18 protein-coding genes are annotated in these 21,154 nt (G+C 67.2%); 10 read left to right on the top strand and 8 right to left on the bottom strand.

Annotation, left to right across the window (positions count from 1 at the left end; translation table 11 throughout):
• The 3 genes from OXM58_17385 to OXM58_17375 all read right to left on the bottom strand — a co-directional run bounded on the left by OXM58_17385 (position 1) and on the right by OXM58_17375 (position 3,253).
• Positions 1–1,047, bottom strand: a complete 1,047-nt coding sequence (locus tag OXM58_17385; protein MDE0150133.1) for a branched-chain amino acid ABC transporter permease — start codon at positions 1,045–1,047, stop codon at positions 1–3.
• On the bottom strand, positions 1,044–1,916 hold the full coding sequence (locus tag OXM58_17380) for a branched-chain amino acid ABC transporter permease (protein ID MDE0150132.1): 873 nt from the start codon (positions 1,914–1,916) through the stop codon (positions 1,044–1,046). Before OXM58_17380 ends, OXM58_17385 begins: the two co-directional genes overlap by 4 nt.
• A 107-nt stretch (positions 1,917–2,023) precedes the next feature.
• Positions 2,024–3,253 (bottom strand): ABC transporter substrate-binding protein, encoded by a 1,230-nt coding sequence (locus OXM58_17375; GenBank protein MDE0150131.1) that lies wholly within the window; start codon positions 3,251–3,253, stop codon positions 2,024–2,026.
• Between the two features lie 104 nt (positions 3,254–3,357).
• On the opposite strand from OXM58_17375, the gene OXM58_17370 reads away from it, so the two are divergent.
• The 5 genes from OXM58_17370 to OXM58_17350 all read left to right on the top strand — a co-directional run bounded on the left by OXM58_17370 (position 3,358) and on the right by OXM58_17350 (position 9,789).
• Positions 3,358–4,788, top strand: coding sequence for an aldehyde dehydrogenase family protein (locus OXM58_17370; protein ID MDE0150130.1), 1,431 nt, complete (start codon positions 3,358–3,360; stop codon positions 4,786–4,788).
• A gap of 48 nt (positions 4,789–4,836) precedes the next feature.
• Positions 4,837–6,699 carry an adenylate/guanylate cyclase domain-containing protein gene (locus OXM58_17365; GenBank protein MDE0150129.1) on the top strand — a complete coding sequence of 621 codons (1,863 nt, stop codon included), beginning with the start codon at positions 4,837–4,839 and terminating at the stop codon, positions 6,697–6,699.
• Between the two features lie 220 nt (positions 6,700–6,919).
• Positions 6,920–7,909, top strand: coding sequence for a TRAP transporter substrate-binding protein DctP (dctP, locus tag OXM58_17360; GenBank protein MDE0150128.1), 990 nt, complete (start codon positions 6,920–6,922; stop codon positions 7,907–7,909).
• A 46-nt stretch (positions 7,910–7,955) separates the two neighbouring features.
• Positions 7,956–8,471 (top strand): TRAP transporter small permease subunit, encoded by a 516-nt coding sequence (locus OXM58_17355; protein ID MDE0150127.1) that lies wholly within the window; start codon positions 7,956–7,958, stop codon positions 8,469–8,471.
• A gap of 7 nt (positions 8,472–8,478) precedes the next feature.
• A complete protein-coding gene (locus tag OXM58_17350) occupies positions 8,479–9,789 on the top strand; it encodes a TRAP transporter large permease subunit (protein ID MDE0150126.1) in 1,311 nt (436 codons plus the stop codon).
• 44 nt (positions 9,790–9,833) lie between these two features.
• Here OXM58_17350 and OXM58_17345 read toward each other — a convergent pair whose 3' ends face one another.
• Positions 9,834–10,406 carry a hypothetical protein gene (locus tag OXM58_17345; GenBank protein ID MDE0150125.1) on the bottom strand — a complete coding sequence of 191 codons (573 nt, stop codon included), beginning with the start codon at positions 10,404–10,406 and terminating at the stop codon, positions 9,834–9,836.
• Between the two features lie 123 nt (positions 10,407–10,529).
• Complete coding sequence (locus tag OXM58_17340) at positions 10,530–11,516, bottom strand: GlxA family transcriptional regulator (protein ID MDE0150124.1); 987 nt, start codon at positions 11,514–11,516, stop codon at positions 10,530–10,532.
• Between the two features lie 139 nt (positions 11,517–11,655).
• Here OXM58_17340 and OXM58_17335 point away from each other — a divergent pair, with 139 nt between their 5' ends.
• A complete protein-coding gene (locus tag OXM58_17335) occupies positions 11,656–13,005 on the top strand; it encodes an FAD-binding oxidoreductase (protein ID MDE0150123.1) in 1,350 nt (449 codons plus the stop codon).
• A gap of 139 nt (positions 13,006–13,144) precedes the next feature.
• Here OXM58_17335 and OXM58_17330 read toward each other — a convergent pair whose 3' ends face one another.
• From OXM58_17330 to OXM58_17320, 3 genes are all read right to left on the bottom strand, one after another.
• The gene (locus tag OXM58_17330) at positions 13,145–13,363 is read right to left on the bottom strand and encodes a hypothetical protein (protein ID MDE0150122.1); all 219 of its coding nucleotides are present in this window, start codon (positions 13,361–13,363) and stop codon (positions 13,145–13,147) included.
• Between the two features lie 82 nt (positions 13,364–13,445).
• Positions 13,446–14,801, bottom strand: a complete 1,356-nt coding sequence (locus tag OXM58_17325) for an ammonium transporter (protein MDE0150121.1) — start codon at positions 14,799–14,801, stop codon at positions 13,446–13,448.
• Positions 14,802–15,006: 205 nt separating this feature from the next.
• A complete protein-coding gene (locus OXM58_17320; protein ID MDE0150120.1) occupies positions 15,007–15,987 on the bottom strand; it encodes a GlxA family transcriptional regulator in 981 nt (326 codons plus the stop codon).
• Between the two features lie 86 nt (positions 15,988–16,073).
• Here OXM58_17320 and OXM58_17315 point away from each other — a divergent pair, with 86 nt between their 5' ends.
• Genes OXM58_17315 through OXM58_17300 form a run of 4 tightly spaced genes read left to right on the top strand, consistent with a single transcriptional unit; the run spans position 16,074 to position 21,136 of the window.
• A complete protein-coding gene (locus OXM58_17315) occupies positions 16,074–17,324 on the top strand; it encodes a sarcosine oxidase subunit beta family protein (protein ID MDE0150119.1) in 1,251 nt (416 codons plus the stop codon).
• A gap of 11 nt (positions 17,325–17,335) precedes the next feature.
• Positions 17,336–17,623, top strand: a complete 288-nt coding sequence (locus OXM58_17310; GenBank protein MDE0150118.1) for a sarcosine oxidase subunit delta — start codon at positions 17,336–17,338, stop codon at positions 17,621–17,623.
• Positions 17,620–20,568, top strand: coding sequence for a sarcosine oxidase subunit alpha family protein (locus OXM58_17305; protein MDE0150117.1), 2,949 nt, complete (start codon positions 17,620–17,622; stop codon positions 20,566–20,568). Before OXM58_17310 ends, OXM58_17305 begins: the two co-directional genes overlap by 4 nt.
• A complete protein-coding gene (locus OXM58_17300; protein ID MDE0150116.1) occupies positions 20,561–21,136 on the top strand; it encodes a hypothetical protein in 576 nt (191 codons plus the stop codon). The genes OXM58_17305 and OXM58_17300 overlap by 8 nt, the downstream gene beginning before the upstream one ends.
• Positions 21,137–21,154: the final 18 nt, after the last annotated feature.

Here is a 21,154-nt window from a genome sequence, read left to right as displayed (position 1 = left end):
TCAGCCCTCCGCCCCGGGCCGCGTCAGGCGCAGCCGGGCGCACACCCAGGGCCACAGGCCTTTCGGCTTGAACAGCACGATCAGCACGACGATGAAGCCCCAGATCAGCAGCTTCAGCCCGTCCAGCTTGATCTGCGGATCGATCACGCCCCAGTGTTTCAGCAGGTCGATCGCCTCGGTCACGATCTCGCCCAGCGGCGTCAGGATGAAGGTGCCGAAAATCGGGCCGAACAGGGTGCCGACCCCGCCGACGATGGAGCCGAGCGTGGCCTCGATGGAGCGCTCGATGTTGAACACGATCTCCGGGAACAGGCTGTTCTGGTAGAAGGCGTAGAAGACGCCCGCCACGCCCGCCATGCCGGAGGAGATCGCCACCGCGTACATCTTGTAGCGCAGGATGTTGACGCCGAGCGCCTGGGCGGCCTCGGCATCGTCGCGGATCGCCTGCCAGTAGTAGCCGAGCCGGCTGCGCAGCAGGAAACGGCACAGGACGAGCGCGCCCAGGGCCAGCGCCATGATGAGGTAGTAGTACATCTCCGGCGCACCGCGCAGGTTCGCCAGGTCGATGCCGTGCCGGTCCGCCTCCGACACTTTCAGGAAGAAGCCTTCGGTGGCGCCGAGCCACGGCACATGGTCGATCACGATGCGCACGAACTCGGCAAAGGCGATGGTGAGCAGCGCGAAATAGACCCCGCCGATGGCGAAGCGGAAACCCAGATAGCCGATGAGCAGCCCCATCAGGACCGCCAGACCGACCGCCGGCACGATGCCGACGACCGGCGGCAGGCCGATGGCCGCGAACAGGTAGGCCGCGGTGTAGGCGCCGATGCCGACGAACAGGGCGTGGCCGATCGAGAGCAGCCCGGCGAAGCCGAGCATCAGGTTCCAGGACTGGCCGATCAACGCCAGGTAGAAAACGGTTATGGCGACCGTCATGACATAGGACCCGCCCCAGAAGGGCAGCAGCAGGAGCAGCAGGAGGAACGCCCCGCCGAGCCAGAGCCCGGCCGGCGAAAGCGGACCGAAGAAGCGGCGGACCGGCGTCATCGGACGGCCTTGCCCAGCAGGCCCTGGGGCCGCAGCAGCAGGATCAGGATCAGCAGGCCGAAGCTGAAGGCGGTCTTCATCGACGGCTGGAACAGGACTGCCGCAAGGGCTTCCGACACCCCGATCAGGATGCCGCCGACCAGCGCGCCGAACAGGCTGCCGAGGCCGCCGATGATGACGATCACGAAGGCGAGCAGGGTGTAACCGGGCGCCAGGTAGGGATGGACCTCGAACAGCAGCAGGATGATCGCGCCGGCCGCGCCGAGGCAGGCCGCGCCGATGCCGAAGGTGAGCGCATAGAGCCGGCTGACGTTGAGGCCGACGACCTGCGCCCCCATGCGGTTGTCGGCGCAGGCGCGGATCGCCTTGCCGGTCGCGGTGTATTTGAAGAAGGCGAGCAGCAGGGAGGCGACGATGACGGCACCGATCGCGGCGAACATCTTGGGATAGTCGATAATCAGCTCGCCGACCGCGAAGCTGTCCCACGCATAATCGACTTCCACGCCCTGAGCGTCCGGCCCGAAGATCAGCAGCAGGGCGCTGACGATCATGATCGCAATGGCGGCCAGCAGCAGGAACTGCATGTGCTCGGGCAGGTGCGAGACCCGGCTGACCACGACAAGCTGCAGGACGTATCCGAAACCGAACATGAGCGCCGCCGCCAGCGGCACCGACAGCAGCGGGTCCAGCCCGAGCCAGCGGAACATCAGCAGCGCAAAGAACATGCCCATGACCATGATCTCGCCATGGGCGAAGTTGACAATGCGGATGACGCCGAAAATGACCGAGAGGCCGAGCGCGCTGAGGCCGTAGACCAGCCCGATCAGCAGACCGCTCGCGACCGCATTGGCCAGGGTCCAGAAATCCAAGTCAGAGTCCCCCGACCCGGCCTAAGGGGAGAGCAGACCGGGTTTCGCGTGCCGTCCCGCCGCCCGCGCCGGCGTGTTTTGCAGCCGGCGGGGGCGGTTGCAGCCTGCTAGCGTTTGTTCCAGGGCCGCATCGGCCAGATCGGCTTGGCGACCGCGGCGAACTCGGGCAGCACGACCAGCGTCTTGCCGCCGCGGTTCTGCACCGCGCCGCAGGGCACATAGGGTACCTGGCCCTTCTCGTTGAACTTGATGCCGTGGCCGATCGTCGTGTTATTGCTGATATTCGTCGCCCGCAGCGCCGCCTGCAGGTCGGTGTTCTTTGTCGAGCCTGCGCGCTTGAACGCGTCGGCGACGATCAGCATGGCATCGAAGGTATAGCCCTGGTTCGCCGTGATGCTGCGGCCGGGGAACCTCTTCTGATAGGCGTCGCGCATCTTGCGCGCCATTTCCTTCTTGTAGTCGACCCACGGCACGAGGTTGACGACGTCGTCGCCGTATTTGCCGGTCGCCTTGAGATAGGGGTCCTCGTACCAGCCCGGCCCGGTGGACAGGACGCCCATCAGGTCGACGCGCTGGCGCACCAGCTCCTTGGTGATGGCGATGGCGTCGTTGAGCCGGCTGACCGCCCACAGGGCATCGGGCTTGGCGCCCTTGACCTTGCGCACCTCGGCCGAGAAATCGCGCCCGTAGGGATCGTAGGGAATCTTTTCGACGATCTTGTAGGGCATCTTGAACTTCGGCGTCAGCGCCATCAACGCGCCGGACAGGCTGGTGCCGAAGGTGTCGTTGACATGCAGCAGGGCCACGGTCTTGGGCGTCGCGCCGCCCATGGCGAACAGCTTTTTCTGGTTCTTGAACGCATCGCCGACGATCATCGGGCCGGTCGGGAAATTACGGAAGACCCACTTGTAGCCGAGCTCCGTCAGCTTCGTGACCGCCGCGATATTGACCACCAGCGGAATGTTCTTCTGCTCGCAGACCTGGGCCGCGGCCATGGTCTGGCCGGAATCGAAGGCGCCGACGATAACGTGCGCGCCGGCATTGATGAGCTTCTCCGCCTGCGCGCGGGCGACGTCCACCTTGGTCTCGGTATCGCCCAGCATGTATTCCATTTCGGGATAGCCCATTGCGCTGAGCACTTCCGGCGCCACGTCCGCGCCGCGCTGGCAATCGATGCCGATCTGCGCCTGCGGTCCCGACCTCGGCAGCAGGATGCCGACCTTGATCTTGCTCGCTGCCAGACCGTGACGCAGCGGGACGGCCGCGGCGACGGCGCCGGCGCCCGCGCCGGCCAGAACGGTGCGGCGGCTCACCGCCGATGTTTTCTTCGTCGTCATCATTTCCTCCCTCGTGCAAGGCAATTCCCGGACGAATTGAGTGTATCCGGTCGCCTCTGGTAGGTCTATAGACCGGCGACAGACGCGGGACAGGAGGAAACCGGATGTCGGATCGCGACCTGCGCGCCTTCTTCATCGGCGGCGAATGGGTGCAGCCGGACAGTACCGCGGAATTTCCCGTCTTCAATCCCGCAAGCGAGGCGCGGATCGGCACGATCGTGCTGGCCAACGAGGCCGACGTGAACCGCGCCGTCGCCGCCGCCGCCGCCGCGTTCGAGGGCTATTCGCGGACGACGAAGGCGGAGCGGCTGGCGCTCCTGAACCGGCTGCTGGCGGAATCGGCCGCCCGGCTGGAAGATCTGGCCCGGGCGATGACCGCCGAGATGGGCGCGCCGATTACCATGTCGCGCGAGGCGCAGGCCGATGCCGCGGTCGGCCATCTCAAGGCCTTCATCGAGGCGCTGGAGAAGCAGGAGGAGCGCGAGACCCTGCCGAACGGCGAAATCCTGGTGCGCGAGCCGATCGGGGTGTGCGGGCTGATCACGCCGTGGAACTGGCCGATCTACCAGATCGCGCTCAAGGTCATTCCGGCGCTCGCGGCCGGCTGCACCTGCGTCCTGAAGCCGTCGGAGCACACGCCGCTGTCGGCGGTCCTTTATGCCGAGATCATCGATGCCGCCGGGTTCCCGCCCGGCGCCTTCAACCTGATCCAAGGCGAAGGGCCGGTCGCCGGCGCCGCCCTGTCGCGCCATCCGGACGTCCAGATGATGTCGTTCACCGGTTCGACCCGGGCCGGCGTTGCGGTGACGAAGGACGCAGCCGACACCGTGAAGCGGGTGACGCTGGAGTTGGGCGGCAAGTCGCCCAACCTCGTCTTCGCCGACTGCGACCTGGAGGAAAGGGTCGTGAATTCGGTGATGGAATGCTTCTACAACACCGGCCAGTCCTGCGACGCGCCGACCCGGATGCTGGTCGAGCGCGGCTGCTACGAGGAGGCGAAGGCGATCGCGAAGGCCGCGGCAGAGGCCACGGTCGTCGGCGATCCCGGCGAGGAGGGCGAGCGCCTCGGCCCGCTGTTCGACCGCATCCAGTTCGACCGGGTCCAGGCGCTGATCCGCGAAGGGATCGAGGAGGGCGCGACGCTGCTGACCGGCGGGCCCGGCCGGCCCGAGGGCCTGGAGACCGGCTGGTATGTCCGGCCGACGGTCTTCTGCGACGTGCGCAACGACATGACGATCGCGCGCCGGGAAATCTTCGGCCCCGTGCTGGCGATGATGCCGTTCGACGACGAGGACGAGGCCATCGCAATCGCCAACGACACGCCCTACGGCCTCGCCGCCTTCGTCCAGACCGGCGATGCCGCGCGGGCGGAGCGCGTTGCGGCGCGGTTGCGGGCCGGCGCCGTCCATATCAACGGCGGCGTCTACCAGTACGGCTCGCCGTTCGGCGGCTACAAGCAATCCGGCGTCGGCCGCGAAGGCGGCATCTGGGGGCTGGAGGATTATCAGGAAACGAAAATCCTGCATTTCCCCTAGGCCGGGCCAGCCGCGCGCCTGGCCGCAGAGCGTTATCCCAAACCGTCCATGGCCGATCTGCAACGACCCGATCCGAAACCCGACACGCCCGCCACGGAGGCCTCGCCGCGCTGGCGGCTGTCGATGTCGTCGATCCTGAGTCTCAGCTTCGGCTCGCTGATCGCCGTGGCGCTGTTGCTCGTCCTCGGCTTCACCATCGTCGGTGCGACCCGAAATACGGTCAATCTGCTGCGCGAACGTGCGGAACTCGGCATCGCCCTGATCGCGAAGGAGGTGGATACCCATCTCCAGGCAGCCGGGAACCAGGCATCGTTCGTCGCCGGCATGGTCGAGAGCGGCCGGATCGACGTCGCGGACCGGGACCGGCTGGCAACCCTGATGTTCGGCGCCATGGCGGCCGATCCGGCGATCGGCGCCATCGCATTTGTCTTCCCCGACGGCGAAGCCGAAGTCGTCGACCGGCTGGCCGATCCGGCGCGGCACTACAGGGCGCAGCTCGGTGCGGACCCGCTGGTTCGACGCGGCCTCCGGTACGGACGGAGCAATGTCCGGCCCGTCTGGCTTCCGCCGGCCTATCGCCCGGACATCGAACGGACGATCCTCACCCTGGAACGGCCGATCCGGCGAAACGGAGAGTTTCTTGGGGTGCTGGCGTCGGTCATCAGCGTCGGCAGCCTGTCCGAGCGCCTGAAGAGCGCCTTCGGGACTCTCGGAAGCAACGTCTTCGTGCTCTACGGCAAGGACAGGGTTCTCGCCCACAGCCTGATGGCGGAGGGGTATCCCGGTCTGACGGTCGAGAATCCGCTTCCCCCGGTCGCCGGGTTCGAAGATCCGATTCTCGCGGCGATGTGGAAGTCCGATTCGATCCGGCCGTTGAGGATCGATCTGGAGCCGCCGCTGCAAGGGCACGCGGCCGAAATCGATGGCGCCGATCACGTCTTCGTCTACAGAAAGATCGAAGCCTTTACCGCCGTGCCGATCTTTGCCGGCGCCCATTTCAGGAGTGCGGTCGTCGCCGGCGAACTCGAACGGTTGCGCGATGCGATCGTCGTCGGGCTCGCGGCCATCGCCGCCTCGATCCTCCTCGCCGTCTTCATCGGCCGGCGGCTGGCCCGGCCGGTGATGCGCCTGTCCGCCGCCGCCCGGCTGATCGGTCAGATGAACCTCGACGACATCCGCGACCTGCCGCCCAGCCGGGTGCGCGAACTCGACCAGCAGTCGAGCGCCTTTAATGCGATGAACGGCGCGTTGCGGTGGTTCGAGGCCTACGTTCCGCGGGCGCTGGTGCGCCAGCTGCTCAGCGCGGGGAACCTGGCCGGCCTGGAATCGGACCGGCGCAACGTCACCGTGATGTTCACGGATATCGCCGGATATTCCACGATATCGGAAGGCAAGAGCGCGACCGGGATCGCCGCCCTGCTCAACCGGCATTTTTCCATCCTGACCGAGGAGATCGAGGCCGAAGGCGGCACCGTCGACAAGTTCATCGGCGACAGCGTCATGGCGTTCTGGGGCGCGCCGGAAAAGCAGAAGGACCGCGCCGTCCATGCCTGCCGCGCGGCGCTGGCGATCCGCAGCCGCATCGCTGCGGACAACGAACAGCGCGCCGCCGCCGGCGAGCAGCCCGTGCGGGTGCGCATCGGCATCCAGTCCGGCGAGGCGACGGCGGGAAACATCGGCAGCCGCAGCCGGCTCAACTACACGGTGATCGGCGATACCGTGAACATCGCCCAGCGGCTGGAACAGCTCGGCAAGCAGGTCTCGCCCGACGACGAGGTCGCCATCGTCGTCGGCGCCGCGACGGCCGCCGACGCCGGCCCGGCCTTCGCCTTCGAGCCGGTCGGCGAAATGGCGGTCAAGGGCCGCGCCGCGCCGGTGGAGGTCTACCGGCTGCTCGGCACGCAGGGCTGATCCGCGCCGCCTATGCCGCCTTCCGCAGATTTAAGCAGGCAGCCGGACCTTGCCGAAAATGTGTGCGTGCAATCAATCGGCCGGGCCCTTACACTCCGAAGCGTCGATCCTGAGCTGAAGAGCGGCGGTCGGCGTCAGCATCCGGCGCAGGAATCGACCCATAGCGCTTAATCTGTGGGAGGGAACCATGCGCGCAATTCATTTGTCCGGAACTTCGATTATGGCCGCGGCCGGGTTGCTGGCGGCGAGTCTCGCCGCGCCGGCGGCGGCGAAGGAGGCCGAACTGCGCTTCGTCTCCAACTGGGGCAAGAACCTCTATTCGGTGAAACGCACCATCGAGTGGTCCGAGGAATTCAACAAGAGCGCCGCGGCCAGGGCGGCCAAGATCAGCATCAAGTATATCGGCGGGCGCGAGGTGACGCCGCCGTTGCAGCAGCTGACCGCGCTGCGCAAGGGCGTTTTCGACATGCTGTTCGGCGCCGCCGGCTACTATCTCGGCGCGGTGCCGGAGTCCTTCGCCATCTACGGCTCCAAGATCACGCCGATGGAAGCGCGCAAGAATGGCGGCCTCGAACTGCTCAACCGAATTTATCGCAAGAAGGCCAACGCCCATGTGCTCGGCTGGGTCGCCGGCGGGGTCGGCGTCAACCTGTGGCTGAAGAAGAAGCCCAAGGTCAAGGCCGACGGCACGCCGGATCTGAGCGGGATGAAGATCCGCGGCATCGCCGGCCTGCACCGCGAATGGCTCAAGGCCATGGGCGCGACCCAGATCAGCGTCCCCGCACCCGGCATCTACAACGCGCTCGAGCGCAACCTTGTCGACGGCGCCGCCTGGCCCGGCCTGGGCATTATGGGCTTCGGCTTCCAGAAGTTCGTCAACTTCCGGGTCGACCCGATGGTCTGGCAGTTCGACAACCTGATCTGGATCAATCTCGACAAGTGGAATTCGCTGACCCAGGCGCAGCGCGATGCCATGACGACGTCCGTTATCGCCTACGAGCCGATTGCGCACGTCTTTTACGAAAAGCTGGTCGCCGAGCGCTGGGCCAAGCTCGGCGAGCAGGGCGTCAAGTCGTTCGAACTCACCGGCGCGGCAGCCCGGCGCTACATCGCGGCGGCCGAAAAGGTGCAGTGGGACCAGGTGAAGAAGCTGGCGCCGAACGAATACGACGAGCTGCGCAAGAAGTTCCCGCCGTCGCCGGTCAACTAGGCCGGTCAACTGGACGGCGGAGCAACGCCGACGCCTTGCAGCGGGCGTGCGCCACCTCGTCCGGCTCTATGACAGGCTGATCGTGGCGCTGGCGGCCGTCGCCGGCGCCATGCTCGCCGGCGTGTTCGTCATGATCGTCTACGAGGTGACGGTGCGCGCGCTCGGCTACCAGCCGCCGGCGCATACCAGCGCGCTCAGCGAATACGCCATGCTCTACATGACCCTGCTGGCCGCCCCCTGGGTGCTGCGCAAGAAGGGCCATGTGTTCGTGGAATTCCTGGCCGGTAGCCTGCCGGGACAGGTGCGCCGGGGCCTCCGGCGGAGCATTTACGTGCTCTGCATCGTCGTCTGCCTCGGCCTCGCCTATTACGGCCTGCGCGCGGCGCTCGACTACTGGGAGCGCGGCGAGCTCGATATCCGGTCCATCGTGATCGCCAAATGGGCGTTCTATGCGCCCCTGCCGGTCGGCTTTTTCCTGTGCGCCGTCGAGTTCGGCCGTTTCCTGCTCGGCGTCGACGACATGTACGACCGCGGGCCGGACATCGATACGGAAGGCATCTGACCGGCCGATGGAGTGGTACTGGACCGCCGCCATCGCCATCGGCCTCGTCGTGCTGCTGATGGGGCTGTCCGTACCGGTCGCCATCGCCTTCTTCACCGTCAGCGCCCTCGGCGCCCTCTGGGTTTCCGGCGAACCGGGGCTGGAGCAGATCGCCGTCAACGCGCCGGCGTCGATCTCCTCCTACGCCTTCGTCCCGATCCCGCTTTTCCTTTTGATGGGCGAGCTCTTTTTCCACACCGGGGTCGCCCGCCGGGTCTTCGACGCCTTCGACGCGCTGTTCGGCCGGCTACCGGGCCGGCTCTCCTATGTGACGGTGGCAAGCGGCACGGCCTTCGCCGCGCTCTCCGGCAACTCGATGGGCAATACGGCGATGCTCGGCTCGCTGCTGGTGCCGGAAATGACCCGGCGGGGCTACAAGAAGCACATGTCGATGGGCCCGATCCTCGGCGTCGGCGGACTGGCGATGATCATCCCGCCGTCGGGCCTGGGCGTGCTGCTCGGCAGCCTCGCCATGATCGATATCGGCAAGCTGCTGATCGCCGGCGTCTTTCCCGGCCTGATCCTGGCCGGCCTCTATGCCCTGCTGATCACCATCCAGGTCCGGATCGATCCGGAGGCGGCGCCGCAATATGAGGTCGTGCCCGTTTCGCTCGGCCGCAAGCTCCTGCTGATCGCGAGCCAGCTCCTGCCGATGGGCGTCGTCATCTTCGCCGTGATCGGGCTGATCGTGCTCGGCATCGCCACACCGGAGGAGTCCGCGGCCTTCGGCGTGCTCGGCGTGCTGGTGCTGGCCGCCGTTTTCCGCACGCTCACGCTGCGCGCCGTGATCCGGGCGCTCACCGGCGCGCTGCGCGTCACATGCATGGTGCTCTTCATCGTCATCGCCTCCTACGCCTTCACCCAGATCCTCGCGCTGTCGGGCGCAACGCGCACCCTGGTCGATTCGGTGGCCACGATCGAGCTGGCGCCGCTGCTCCTGCTGCTGGTCATGTTCCTGATCCTGCTCGTCATGGGCATGTTCATGGACGTGGTCTCGATCATGCTGCTGACGATCCCGATCTTCTTCCCGCTCGCCCAGTCGCTCGGCTACAACCCGGTCTGGTTCGGCTTGGTCATGCTGCTCACCCTGGAGATCAGCATGGTCACGCCGCCCTTCGGGCTCGGGCTGTTCGTCATGCTGGGCGTCGCGCCGCGCGGCACGACCCTGGGCGACGTCGCGAAAGCCGCCGCGCCCTACGTCGTCTGCGACCTGATCCTCTTCGTCCTGCTGGTCGTGTTCCCGTCCATCGCCCTGTTCCTGCCCGGCCTGATGGAGTGATCCGGCGGACGGGCGCGCGCCGCCCGATCATTCCATGAGCCCGGTCAATCCGCCTCGAGCAGGAGCGAAGCCGCCGCGATCCAGTCCGGCTTGAAGCCGAGTATCGCGACATCGTCGGAGAGCCGGGTGTTGAACAGCCGGTTGTGCCAGAGGGTGTTGCGGTAGGCCGGCTCGTCCGGCGCCATCGCGCGCACCGCGCAGGGCAGGCGCCAGGACTGGCTGAACTGGCGGAAATCGAGGCGGCAGGCCCCGATATCGACAAGCAGCGCCGCGAGCCGGGATTCCGGCAGGAACAGCGCCGTCATCTCGTCGGAAAAGCGGTTGGCGCGGTGATAATGGGTCGATTGCAGGAAGGTCAGCCCCTTCTGGTAGACCTCGTTGGGATCGTGGTTCTTCCTGACCTGGAATTCGAAGAAATCCGTGCTTTCTTCCGGGTCGCTGCGCACCAGCAGGACGATCGTGCCCTCGGAAAGCGTCCGCCCGTCCGCCGCCAGGATTTTCGGCCGCATGCCCTCGGCCGGCCGGCCGCCGTCCTCGCGCATGGCGATCTGGCGTATGCGGCACTGCCAGGTGAGAAACTGTTGGCGCAGGGTTTCGGGGGTCACGATTTCGGACATGTTTCGATTGCCGGCGGAGACGTTAGACCGGATTTCCGGCGATTGTCACGGCCTGCGCTCTGTCGCCCGAACTGTAGCGGAGGGTTTGAAACCTTCCCCTACAAAACCGATGGAACCCGCAGGCTAGGCGCCACGCCGCCACTGGCCGGGCGTGGCGCCGTGGCGGCGCTTGAGATGGCGGCCGAGGTGGGACGCGGACTGGAAGCCGCAGGCGACGGCGATCTCGGAGACGCTCATGCCGGTCTGCCGCAGCAGGCTGGCGGCGCGGTCGATCCGCAGGTCGAGATAGAACCGCCCGGGCGGCTGGCGCAGATGGCTGCGGAACAGGCGGGTGAGCTGCCGGCCGGACAGGCCGGCCGCATCGGCGATCCGGTCCACGGGCAACGGGTCCTCCAGATGCCGTTCCATCAGGAGGATGGCGTCCGCAAGGTGCCGGTTCCGGCCGGCCATGCGGATGGCGGCGGTGACGTGCTGTTCCTGCGCCGCCTCGCGAATTCTGTCGTGGACATAATTTTCCGCGACCAACGAGGCGGTTTCCGCGCCGTGGGCGGCCATGACGAAGGTGAGCATCAGGTCGAGGCTCGTGGTGCCGCCGGCGCAGCTGAACCGGTTGCGGTCGATTTCGAAGATCGAGGTGCGGATATCGAGGCCGGGGAAGCGTTCGCGGTAGGCGTCGAGGCATTTCCAGTGGATGGTCGAGCGGTAGCCGTCGAACAGTCCGGCGGCGGCGACCGGGAAGGCGCCGTCGGATATCGAGCCGATGCGGGCGCCGCGGCCGGCGGCGCGCGCCAGAGATGCGTCGAGGGCCGCCGATTTGTAGGTATGGGACCGTTCGCCGCCGACCACCGCGAACAGGTCGGGCCCGGCGGCCGATGCGCCGCCGTCCGGCAGGGGCTCGGCCGGCAGCCGGATATGGCTGGAGGAGGCCACCCCGTCTCCCGAAGGCGAATCGCTCAGGTCGCGTGGATCGGCCGTCAGGCGCCAGTCGTAGGCGCGCCTGCCGAGCACCAAATTGGCCGCCCGCAGGGCATCCACGGCGCACGACAGGGCCAGCAGCGAAAAGCCCGGCACCAGAAAGAATTCGACCGGAACAGGCTCCCTCATCGCCATTCTTGGGACTTTCCGGGAATGCGCGCGATTTGCGTCGGAATAATGCTCTTTTCCGTCCGGTATATTGTTTTTCGGCCGGATTGAAAAGCGCAGGATGCGCCCGAAATCGTGACGGTCATCCTCTATCGAGAGGCTTCCGATGAGTTTCCCGAAACACGCCCGCTATGTCGTCATCGGCGCGGGAATCCACGGCCTGTCCACCGCGTGGCGGCTGGCCGAACGCCTTGCAGCGAAGAGCAACGGCCGGGGCAGCGGCGCCGACATCCTGGTGCTTGACAAGACCGCGATTGCCGCCGGCGCCAGCGGCATCGCCTGCGGCGTCGTGCGCAACAATTATTTCCAGCCCGCCATGCGCGAGCTGATGGCGCACAGCGTCAAGGTCTGGGAATCCGATCCGAAGGCGTTCAGCTACCACCCGGTCGGCTACATGCAGATCAGCCACGAGGCGATGCGCGAGGATGTGACCAGCATCTACGAGCAGCAGAAGGCGATCGGCTACGAGTCCGATTTCATCGAGGGCGGGAAGGACTGCATGGCCTACATGAAGGGCCTGCTGTCCGACTGGCGGGCCGAGGGCATCACCTCCGTCCTGCACGAGAAGAAGGGCGGCTACGCCAACAATACCGCTTCCGTCTACGGCCTGGCCGGCAAGGCGGAGGCCCAGGGCGTGCGCATCATGACCGGCGTGGAGGTCACGGGCTTCGAGCGCGGCAGCAATTCCGACGCGGTCACCGGCGTCGTCACGGACCGGGGAACGATCAAGTGCGATCAGGTCGTCGTCGCGGTCGGGCCCTGGGTCAAGACGATCTGGGACATGCTCGACCTGCCCCGCGAAGTCTCGATCAAGGGCCCCGACGGCGCGATGCACGACGGCATCCCGACCTGGCGCTATTGGTGCCTGGAGGAGGGCGTCGTCGGCGTCGACCCGGACTATCAGAAGCTCAACGACGGCGGCATGCCGCCGGTCATCCATGTCGATACCGATGCGCCGCTGCACTCCGACGTCGACGGCTCGGTCATCACCGAGGAACCCTGGGGCATCTACTACAAGCCGGATTTCCATTTCGGCGGCGTCCAGGGCGGCGCTATGCCCTACGAAGTCAAGACCCCGGCCGACGACGTGGCGATCGACCCCTACGGACCCGAATCGCCCGAATTCATCGTCGGGGACGATTTCGCCCATATGTGGTGCTCGGCGCTCGCCTTCTGCCAGGAGCGGTTTTCCGGCCAGATCGGCAAGTTCAGGAAGGAGCCGTCGGGCGGCCTGGGCTGCTTCACGCCGGACAGTTTTCCGGTCTTCGACACCTTCTGCGAGAATGTCCACATCGTCGCCGACAGCAACCACGGCTACAAGATGATCGGCGTCGGCCATCTGGTCGCCGACGAGATGCTGGGCGAGAAGCAGGCCCTGCTCGAACCGTTCCGGTTCAGCCGCTACGCCGAAGGCAGGCTGCATCCGCTGAGCAACAGCCCGTTCCCCTGGAGCTGACCCTCCCCCCTCCATGCAACGGGCGCGAGAAAGCCCCCGCCGGAAACCGGCGGGGGCTTTTCTTTACTCAGGCGATTGGCAGGGCGCTGGAGTATCGCGCCCCGTTATCGCGCCCCCCGTTATCGTACTCGGGTCGCGGCTAATCGCCGTCGAGGGCTTCGGCGATCGTGGCGTCGTCGCCGAATTTGCCGATCTGGTCTTCGTAGTCCTTGTTCTCGGCCCGCATCTGCAGAACGTGCCAGCCGATCCACAGGACGACGCCCACGATCACGAACAGTCCTTCCGCACCCTGGAAGGGGTAAATGGCGCCGACATCCTTCAGGTCGACCGCCCAACTCTCGATGCCTGTCGTTGACATGCTTCATTCTCCTTTCTGCCGTCGGCCCGCCGGCATCGTCCGGCCGGCGGGCTTTCGGGCGTATCGGGTCGGTACCGGCCGGTCAGGCGGCCGCCGCCTTCTCGGTGGCGCGGACATCGTCCGCCGCGGCCTGCTCGTCCCGGTTGGTCGCAAAGTCGAGACCCAGCAATTCGACCTGTTTCGGGATGCGCAGTACGTTCGCCGCCGCCAGGATTTTGGCGACGACCCAGCCGGGCAGCATGCCGAGCACGAAGAACATGATGATCGCGCCGACGAACTGGCCGAGCGGGTTGATCGTGGCATAGCCCTCATACGGCGAACTCGGGTGGCCCCAGAGGACGAAGCCGCAGATCACCAGGCCGATGAAGCCGGCATAGCCGTGGACCGCCACGGCGCCGACCGCATCGTCGATCTTGAACTTCCGCTCCACCCAATAGTGCAGCTTGTAGGCGCACCAGGTGCCGAAGCCGGCGATGATCATGGCCTGGATCGGGTGGTACAGGTCGTTGCCCGCCGAGGCCGTGATGATGCCGGCAAGGCCGCCGGAGTAGGTCCAGAAGGCATTGCCCTTGGACACCAGGTAGCCGACCAGCAGGCCGCCCGAAAGCGACATCAGGAAGTTCACCGTGATCGCGCCGAGCGTCGTCGGCGTCAGGTAAATCGTCGTCGCCGTCCAGGTATCGCCCTTGATCTGGCCGTCGATTCCCTCCGGACCGATCAGCGGCACGTTGCACGCGACATAGAAGCCCCAGAAGCCGGCATAAATGAAGAACAGGCCGAGGCACACCATCCACGGATTGTGCGGATTGATGTCCCGTGGCGTGCCGTCCTTGGCGAACTTGCCGAGCCGCGGACCCAGCACGACCAGGATTCCGAGGGCGAAGCCGCCTGCGATCGCGTGGATCACGCCGGAAGCGTAGGCGTCGTGATAGCCGAGCAGCTGCACCATCCAGCCGCCATAGTGCCAGCCCCAGGCCGCGTCGATGATCCAGGCGACCGATCCGATGACGACCGCGAGAATCCAGAACGCGCCGGAATTGATCCGCTCGATCACCGAACCGGAGACGATGGAGGCCGCCGTCCAGGAGAACAGCAGGAAGGCCGCCCAGAACACGCCGGTGATCCGGTCGCTCGTATTCGGCCCCATGGTTTCCGACCAGGGCGCGTTGGGTGCGGCGTCTCCGAGCAGGAGCCCGCCGGTGATCCACGGTCCGTTCGGCACGGCCCAGTAAATCCACCAGCCGAAGAAGAAGAAGGTGATGGTGACCAGCGGGATCAGCATCGTGTTCTTCATCAGCGTGTGCATGTGGTTGCGCCGCCGGCTGGCGCCGACTTCGTACATGCAGAATCCGATATGAATGAAAAACATCAACGGTATCGTCGCCCAGTAATAGAACTCGGTGAACACCGTCGTAATGGCGTTAAGGTTGCCTTCCATGGCTCTGGCTCCCCTGGACACTCCAAACAGTATGTGATGGCGCCGGACCGGACCGGGACGGCAACAATGCCGCCGTCATCCGGCCGAAAATCGGCCGGCACCTGTCCGCGCCTGCGCAGCATGGCGCTATCTGCAAATCGCTGTCAACAAGCTTGGATGTATATGCATGTTATTGGTTTGAATTGGTTTTTCGATCTTCCCCGAATCAGACCGGTTTGGCCGGCCGCAGGCGATGGCGGGACGGCGAGTCGCCGAAGCGCCGTTTGAACGCGGTGGCGAAATGGGCTGCGCTCGCAAAACCGGTCGCGAGCGCGATATCGACGAGGCCGAGGTCGGTCTGGCGCACCAGTTCCCGGGACTTGTCGAGCCGCAGGTCCCGGTAGAACGCGCCGGCGCTGCGGCCGAGCCCGGCCCGGAACTGCCGGTTCAGCTGGCGGGCGCTGACGCCGACGACCCCGGCGAGGTCGGCGAGCGGCAGCGGATCGGCGATATGGTTTTCCATCGCCTCGATAGCGGAGAGCACGGCGGGGCGATTGGTGCCGTAGCGCTGGGCCAGGCCGGCGCGCTGCGGGCCGCCGGCGGGCCGGACTTCGGTATGCATGAACCAGTCGCTGACCTTGCGGGCGAAATCCGGCCCGTGCTGCTCGGCGATCAGGGCGTGCATCATGTCGAGCGGCGCGGTGCCGCCGGCGCAGGTCAGGCGATCCCGGTCCACGACATAGAGCGTCCGCTCGAGGAGGAGGCCGGGATGGCGCTCGGCGAGGGCGGCGGCGTGCTCCCAGTGGATCGTCATGCGCCGGTTCGCCATGACGCCGGCGTTGGCAAGGATCGCCGGGCCGCCGGAGACGCCGCCGATCGTGCCGCCGTGGCGCGCCTGGCGCCGCAGCCATTGCAGTGTAACCGGGTCTTCGAAGCCGACGGGATCGCCACCAGCCACGACGAGAGCAAGGTCGAACGGTCCGTTCGCGTCGCTGAGATCCCGGACCCGTACCGACGCTGCCGACGAGCTGTTCACGAGCGCCGATGCCGCCGGACCGGCGGCGAAAAAGGAAATGTCGTAGATCCGCCTCCCGGCCAGCAGGTTGGCGGCGCGCAGGGGTTCCGTAACCGCCGCGAAGGACATCAGCGCGAATTCCTCGACCAGAAGGATGGCAATGCGGTGGGTGGGGAAGGTCGAATCGGGCATGTCTTGATTTTATAAGAATACGTCCCGTTCCGGAAAGCGCGAAAATGAAATCGGGCGCATCAATCCGGCGTTCCCCTGAGCACGCCATGCGCTATTCCGCTCTCAGAATTCTCAAGGAAGGCCTGACCGGCAACCGCGGCTGGAAGCCGGTCTGGCGCGAGCCCGATCCGAAGCGCCGCTACGAGGTTATCGTCGTCGGCGGCGGCGGGCACGGGCTGGCCACGGCCTACTATCTGGCCACGGTGCACGGCCTGAGAGATGTCGCGGTGCTGGAAAAGGGCTGGCTCGGCTCCGGCAATGTCGGCCGCAATACGACGATCATCCGCTCCAACTATCTGCTGCCGGGCAACCAGCCCTTCTACGAGCTCTCGATGAAGCTCTGGGAAGGCCTGGAGCAGGATTTCAACTACAACGCCATGGTCTCCCAGCGCGGGATCATCAACCTGTACCACAGCGACGCCCAGCGCGACGCCGCCGCCCGGCGCGGCAACGCCATGATCCTGGCCGGGGCGGACGCGGTGCTGCTGGAGCGCGACGCGCTGCAGGAGAAATGCCCCTACCTGGACTTCGATAACGAACGTTTCCCGATCAAGGGCGGCCTGTGGCAGCCGCGCGGCGGCACGGTGCGCCACGATGCGGTGGCCTGGGGATATGCCCGGGGCGCCGACAGCCGCGGCGTCGACCTGATCCAGAATTGCGAGGTCACCGGCTTCGACATCCGCAACGGCGTCTGCCACGGCGTCGAGACGAACCGCGGCACGATCGCGGCGAACCGGGTCGCAGTCTGCGTCGCCGGCTCCTCCGGCCGGGTCATGGGCTATGCCGGGCTGCGCCTGCCGATCGAGAGCCACGTTTTGCAGGCTTTCGTGACCGAAGGGCTGAAACCGGCCGTCCCCGGCGTCATGACCTTCGGGGCCGGGCATTTCTACGTCAGCCAGTCCGACAAGGGCGGCCTCGTCTTTGGCGGCGATATCGACGGCTACAATTCCTATGCCCAGCGGGGCAACCTGCCGACCCTGGAAGACGTCTGCGAGGGCGGCATGGCGCTGATGCCGATGATCGGCCGGGCGCGCGTCCTGCGCATCTGGGGCGGCCTGGTCGACATGTCGATGGACGGCTCGCCCTTCATCGACCGGACCCCGGTCGAAGGCCTCTTCTTCAACGGCGGCTGGAACTACGGCGGATTCAAGGCGACGCCGGCGAGCGGCTATTGCTACGCCCATTTGATCGCGACGGGCACACCCCACCCGGTCGCCGCCGAGATGCGGCTGGACCGGTTCGCGCGCGGCGCCGCGATCGACGAAAAGGGCGTCGGCGCCCAGCCGAACCTGCACTAGGGGCGCGCAGGATGCTCATCGACCATCCGCTCCTCGGCCCGCGCGACGCGCAGGAATTCGTCATCCTCGGCGACGCGTCCCTGATCGACCGGCCGGACTGGCAGGCCGAGGACGCCGCGCAGCGGTTCCACGACTACCAGCATCTGCGCGACAATCCCGCCGGTGAACACCGGGAACTGTGGTTCCACGAACAGGGCGACCGCTCCTGGCTGGTCGTGACCCGCAACACGCTGACCCACGAGGTCGTCAAGGTCGAACTGGCGCGCGACGTCGCCATTGCGCGGGGGCGGGACCGGTGAGCGGCCCGTTCCGGCTCGACGGCGGCGCGCTCGACCGCAGCCGCATCCTTTCTTTCCGGTTCGACGGCAGGAAGATGATCGGCCATCTTGGCGATACTCTGGCTTCGGCCCTGCTCGCCAACGGGGTCCGCCTGGTCGGCCGGAGTTTTAAATACCATCGGCCGCGCGGCGTCTTCACCGCCGGCTCGGAAGAGCCCAACGCGCTGGTCGAGCTGCGGTCCGGCGCCCACCGCGAGCCGAACACGCGGGCGACCGTCGCCGAACTGTTCGACGGGCTGGAAGCGTTCAGCCAGAACTACCGGGGTTCGCTGCGCCACGACCTGCTGGCGGCAAACGACCTGATCGCGCCCTTCTTGTCGGCCGGCTTCTACTACAAGACCTTCATGTGGCCGAAGTCCTTCTGGGAGAAGGTCTACGAGCCGGCGATCCGGGCCTCGGCCGGCCTCGGCCGCCTGTCCGGCGACACCGATCCGGACAGCTACGACAAGGGCTTCCTGCATTGCGACCTGCTGATCGTCGGCGCGGGTCCGGCCGGCCTTGCCGCGGCGCTGGCGGCCGGGCGCAGCGGCGCCCGGGTCATCCTGGCCGACGAGGATTTTGTCATGGGCGGGCGGCTCAACGCCGAAACCCATGAAGTGAACGGTCGGTCCGGCGCGGACTGGGCGGCAGACGCCGTCCGCGAACTGGCCTCGATGGACCGGGTCCGTCTCCTCCTGCGGACCACGGTCATCGGCGCTTACGATCACGGCGTCTACGGCGCGATGGAGCGCCGGACCGACCATCTGGCGGAAAGCGGAGGCAATCCGCGCCAGATCCTGTGGCGGATCTACAGCAGGCGGGCGATCCTCGCCGCCGGGGCGACCGAACGGCCGATCGCCTTCGGCGGCAACGACCGGCCCGGCGTGATGCTGGCCGGCGCGGTGCGGGCCTATGCCAACCGCTTCGCGGTCGGCGCCGGGCGGCGCATCGGCCTGTTCGTCAACAACGACGACGGCTGGCGCACCGCGGCCGACCTCGCAGACACGGGCGTCGACGTCGCGGCGGTCGTCGACGTTCGCGATCGCGCACCGCCTGCCGGCGTTCCCGGCGCGCGGATCCTGATGGGCGGGAAGGTGGCCGCGACCTGGGGCCGCCGCGGCCTGAAGGGGATCGAGCTGGCGACCGGCGAGCGGATCGCCCTGGACGGACTCGCCGTTTCCGGCGGCTGGAACCCGAACGTCCACCTGACTTGCCATCACGGCGGAAAGCCGGTGTGGCGCGAGGATATCGCCGCCTTCGTGCCCGGCGGCAACCTGCCGGCCGGCATGACCGTCGCCGGCGCCGCCAACGGCAATTTCATGACCGCGGCGGCGCTGAACGATGGGCACGGCGCGGCCGTGGCGGCGGTGGGCGAACTCGGTTATTCCGCCGACGCCGGCGACCCGCCGCGCGCGAGCGACGAGGCTACGGAGGTTTCGGCGTTCTGGCACGTCAGGGAAAGCCGCGGCCGGGCCTGGCTCGACCATCAGAACGACGTGACGGTCAAGGACGTCGTGCAGGCGCACCGCGAGGGTTTCCGCTCGGTCGAGCATCTCAAGCGCTACACGACGCTCGGCATGGCGACCGACCAGGGCAAGACGGCGAATGTCGCGGCGCTCGCCATCATGGCCGAGCAGACGGGCCGGACCATTGCCGACACCGGCACGACCGTGTTCCGCCCGCCCTACACGCCGGTGCCGATCGCCGCCTTCGCCGGCCGGTCGCGCGGCAGGGAATTCCGGCCGACCCGGCTGACGCCGAGCCACGACTGGGCGGCGGAACGGGGCGCCGTCTTCGTCGAGGCCGGGATGTGGCTGCGCGCCCAGTGGTTCCCGCGCACGGGCGAGACCCACTGGCGCCAGTCGGTCGACCGGGAGGTATTGCAGACCCGCGGCTCGGTCGGCATCTGCGATGTCACGACCCTGGGCAAGATCGACATCCAGGGGCGGGACGCGGCGGAATTCCTCAACAAGGTCTACGCCAACGGTTTCGCGAAGCTGGCGGTCGGCAAGGTGCGCTACGGGCTGATGCTGCGCGAAGACGGCATCTGCTACGACGACGGCACGACGGCGCGGCTTGGCGAGACCCATTTCGTCATGACGACAACGACGGCGAACGCCGTCCTGGTCTTCCGCAACATGGAATTCGCGCGCCAGTGCCTGTGGCCGGGCCTCGACGTTCACCTGATCTCCGCGACCGAGCAGTGGGCGCAGTTCGCCGTCGCCGGCCCGAATTCGCGCGCCCTGCTGCGCAAGATCGTCGATCCGGAATACGACATCTCCAACGAGGCGTTCCCCTTCATGGCCTGCGGCGCGGTCAACGTGTGCGGCGGCACGCCGGGGCGGCTGTTCCGCATCTCTTTCTCCGGCGAGCTGGCCTACGAGATCGCGGTGCCGGCGCGCTACGGCGAAGCCCTGATGGCGGCGCTGATGGCGGCGGGCGAGGAGTTCGACGCGGTCGCCTACGGCACCGAGGCGCTCGGCGTCATGCGGGTCGAGAAGGGCCATGCCGCGGGTCCGGAACTGATCGGCCAGACCACGGCGCGCATGCTCGGGATGCAGCGCATGGTGTCGAAGAAGAAGGACTGTATCGGCAATATCCTGTCGGAACGGCCCGGGATGAACCGGGAGGACGGGCTGGAGCTGATGGGCTTCCGGCCGCTCGACCGGTCGCACGACCTGCCGTCCGGCGCGCATTTCTTGGCGCCCGGCGCCGAGCCGGCGACGGCGAACGACGAGGGCTGGATGACGTCGGTCGCCTGGTCGCCGGAACTGGGCCATGCGATCGGCCTCGGCTTCATCCGGAACGGGCACGCGCGGATCGGCGAAACGGTGCGCGCCTGGGACGGCGTGCGCGGCCGGGACGTGCCGGTCGAGATCGTCTCGGCCCATTTCCTCGATCCGGACGGGGAGCGGCTCCGTGGCTGAATTCGCGCTGGCGCCCCGCTCGCCGCTCGGCGGCTACGCCGAAACCTTCGGCAGCGTCACCCTTGCCGAGGTGACCGGCCTGGCGCTCGTGTCGGCGGCGGTTCCCAACGGCGGGGACGACGCCTTCGCCGCGGCGCTGGCGGAAGGATTGGGCGCGGCGCGGCCGGTTACAGGCGATTCCGTCGCCGGCGACCGTTATGGCGCGTGCCTGCTCGGCATGCAGCCGGACCAGATCTTCATCCTGTTCGAGGCGCCGGACCCGGACCGGGCGGCGGAGACCGTCGCGGACGCGCTGGGCCCGGACGCCTACGTCACCGACCAGTCGGACAGCTGGGCCATGCTGCGCATCGCGGGCGCCGGCGTCCGACCGGCGCTGGAGCGCATCTGCATGCTCGACCTCGACGATGCCGCCTTCCCCGAAGGCCGGGTGGCGCGCACGGTCATGGAGCATCTCGCCGTCATCATCCTGCGTGACGGCGCCGACAGCTTCCTGCTGATGAGCCCGCGCTCCTCCGCCCGCTCCTTCCTGCACGCGGTGGAGGTGTCGATCCGGAATGTAGCGGGGTAGGGCGGGTTTAAGGGGCTG

The sequence above is a fragment of the Rhodospirillaceae bacterium genome (assembly GCA_028819475.1).
Taxonomy (GTDB): domain Bacteria; phylum Pseudomonadota; class Alphaproteobacteria; order Bin65; family Bin65; genus Bin65.
The sequence above is the reverse complement of the archived record's forward strand: the minus strand, read 5'-3'. Positions and strand labels throughout refer to the sequence as shown.

Coding starts and splice junctions, on each gene's coding strand:
- OXM58_17385 (MDE0150133.1), bottom strand. CDS start 1,047: ATGACGCCGGTCCGCCGCTTCTTCGGTCCGCTTTCGCCGGCCGGGCTC.
- OXM58_17375 (MDE0150131.1), bottom strand. CDS start 3,253: ATGACGACGAAGAAAACATCGGCGGTGAGCCGCCGCACCGTTCTGGCC.
- OXM58_17370 (MDE0150130.1), top strand. CDS start 3,358: ATGTCGGATCGCGACCTGCGCGCCTTCTTCATCGGCGGCGAATGGGTG.
- OXM58_17365 (MDE0150129.1), top strand. CDS start 4,837: ATGGCCGATCTGCAACGACCCGATCCGAAACCCGACACGCCCGCCACG.
- dctP (MDE0150128.1), top strand. CDS start 6,920: ATGGCCGCGGCCGGGTTGCTGGCGGCGAGTCTCGCCGCGCCGGCGGCG.
- OXM58_17350 (MDE0150126.1), top strand. CDS start 8,479: ATGGAGTGGTACTGGACCGCCGCCATCGCCATCGGCCTCGTCGTGCTG.
- OXM58_17345 (MDE0150125.1), bottom strand. CDS start 10,406: ATGTCCGAAATCGTGACCCCCGAAACCCTGCGCCAACAGTTTCTCACC.
- OXM58_17340 (MDE0150124.1), bottom strand. CDS start 11,516: ATGGCGATGAGGGAGCCTGTTCCGGTCGAATTCTTTCTGGTGCCGGGC.
- OXM58_17335 (MDE0150123.1), top strand. CDS start 11,656: ATGAGTTTCCCGAAACACGCCCGCTATGTCGTCATCGGCGCGGGAATC.
- OXM58_17330 (MDE0150122.1), bottom strand. CDS start 13,363: ATGTCAACGACAGGCATCGAGAGTTGGGCGGTCGACCTGAAGGATGTC.
- OXM58_17325 (MDE0150121.1), bottom strand. CDS start 14,801: ATGGAAGGCAACCTTAACGCCATTACGACGGTGTTCACCGAGTTCTAT.
- OXM58_17320 (MDE0150120.1), bottom strand. CDS start 15,987: ATGCCCGATTCGACCTTCCCCACCCACCGCATTGCCATCCTTCTGGTC.
- OXM58_17315 (MDE0150119.1), top strand. CDS start 16,074: ATGCGCTATTCCGCTCTCAGAATTCTCAAGGAAGGCCTGACCGGCAAC.
- OXM58_17310 (MDE0150118.1), top strand. CDS start 17,336: ATGCTCATCGACCATCCGCTCCTCGGCCCGCGCGACGCGCAGGAATTC.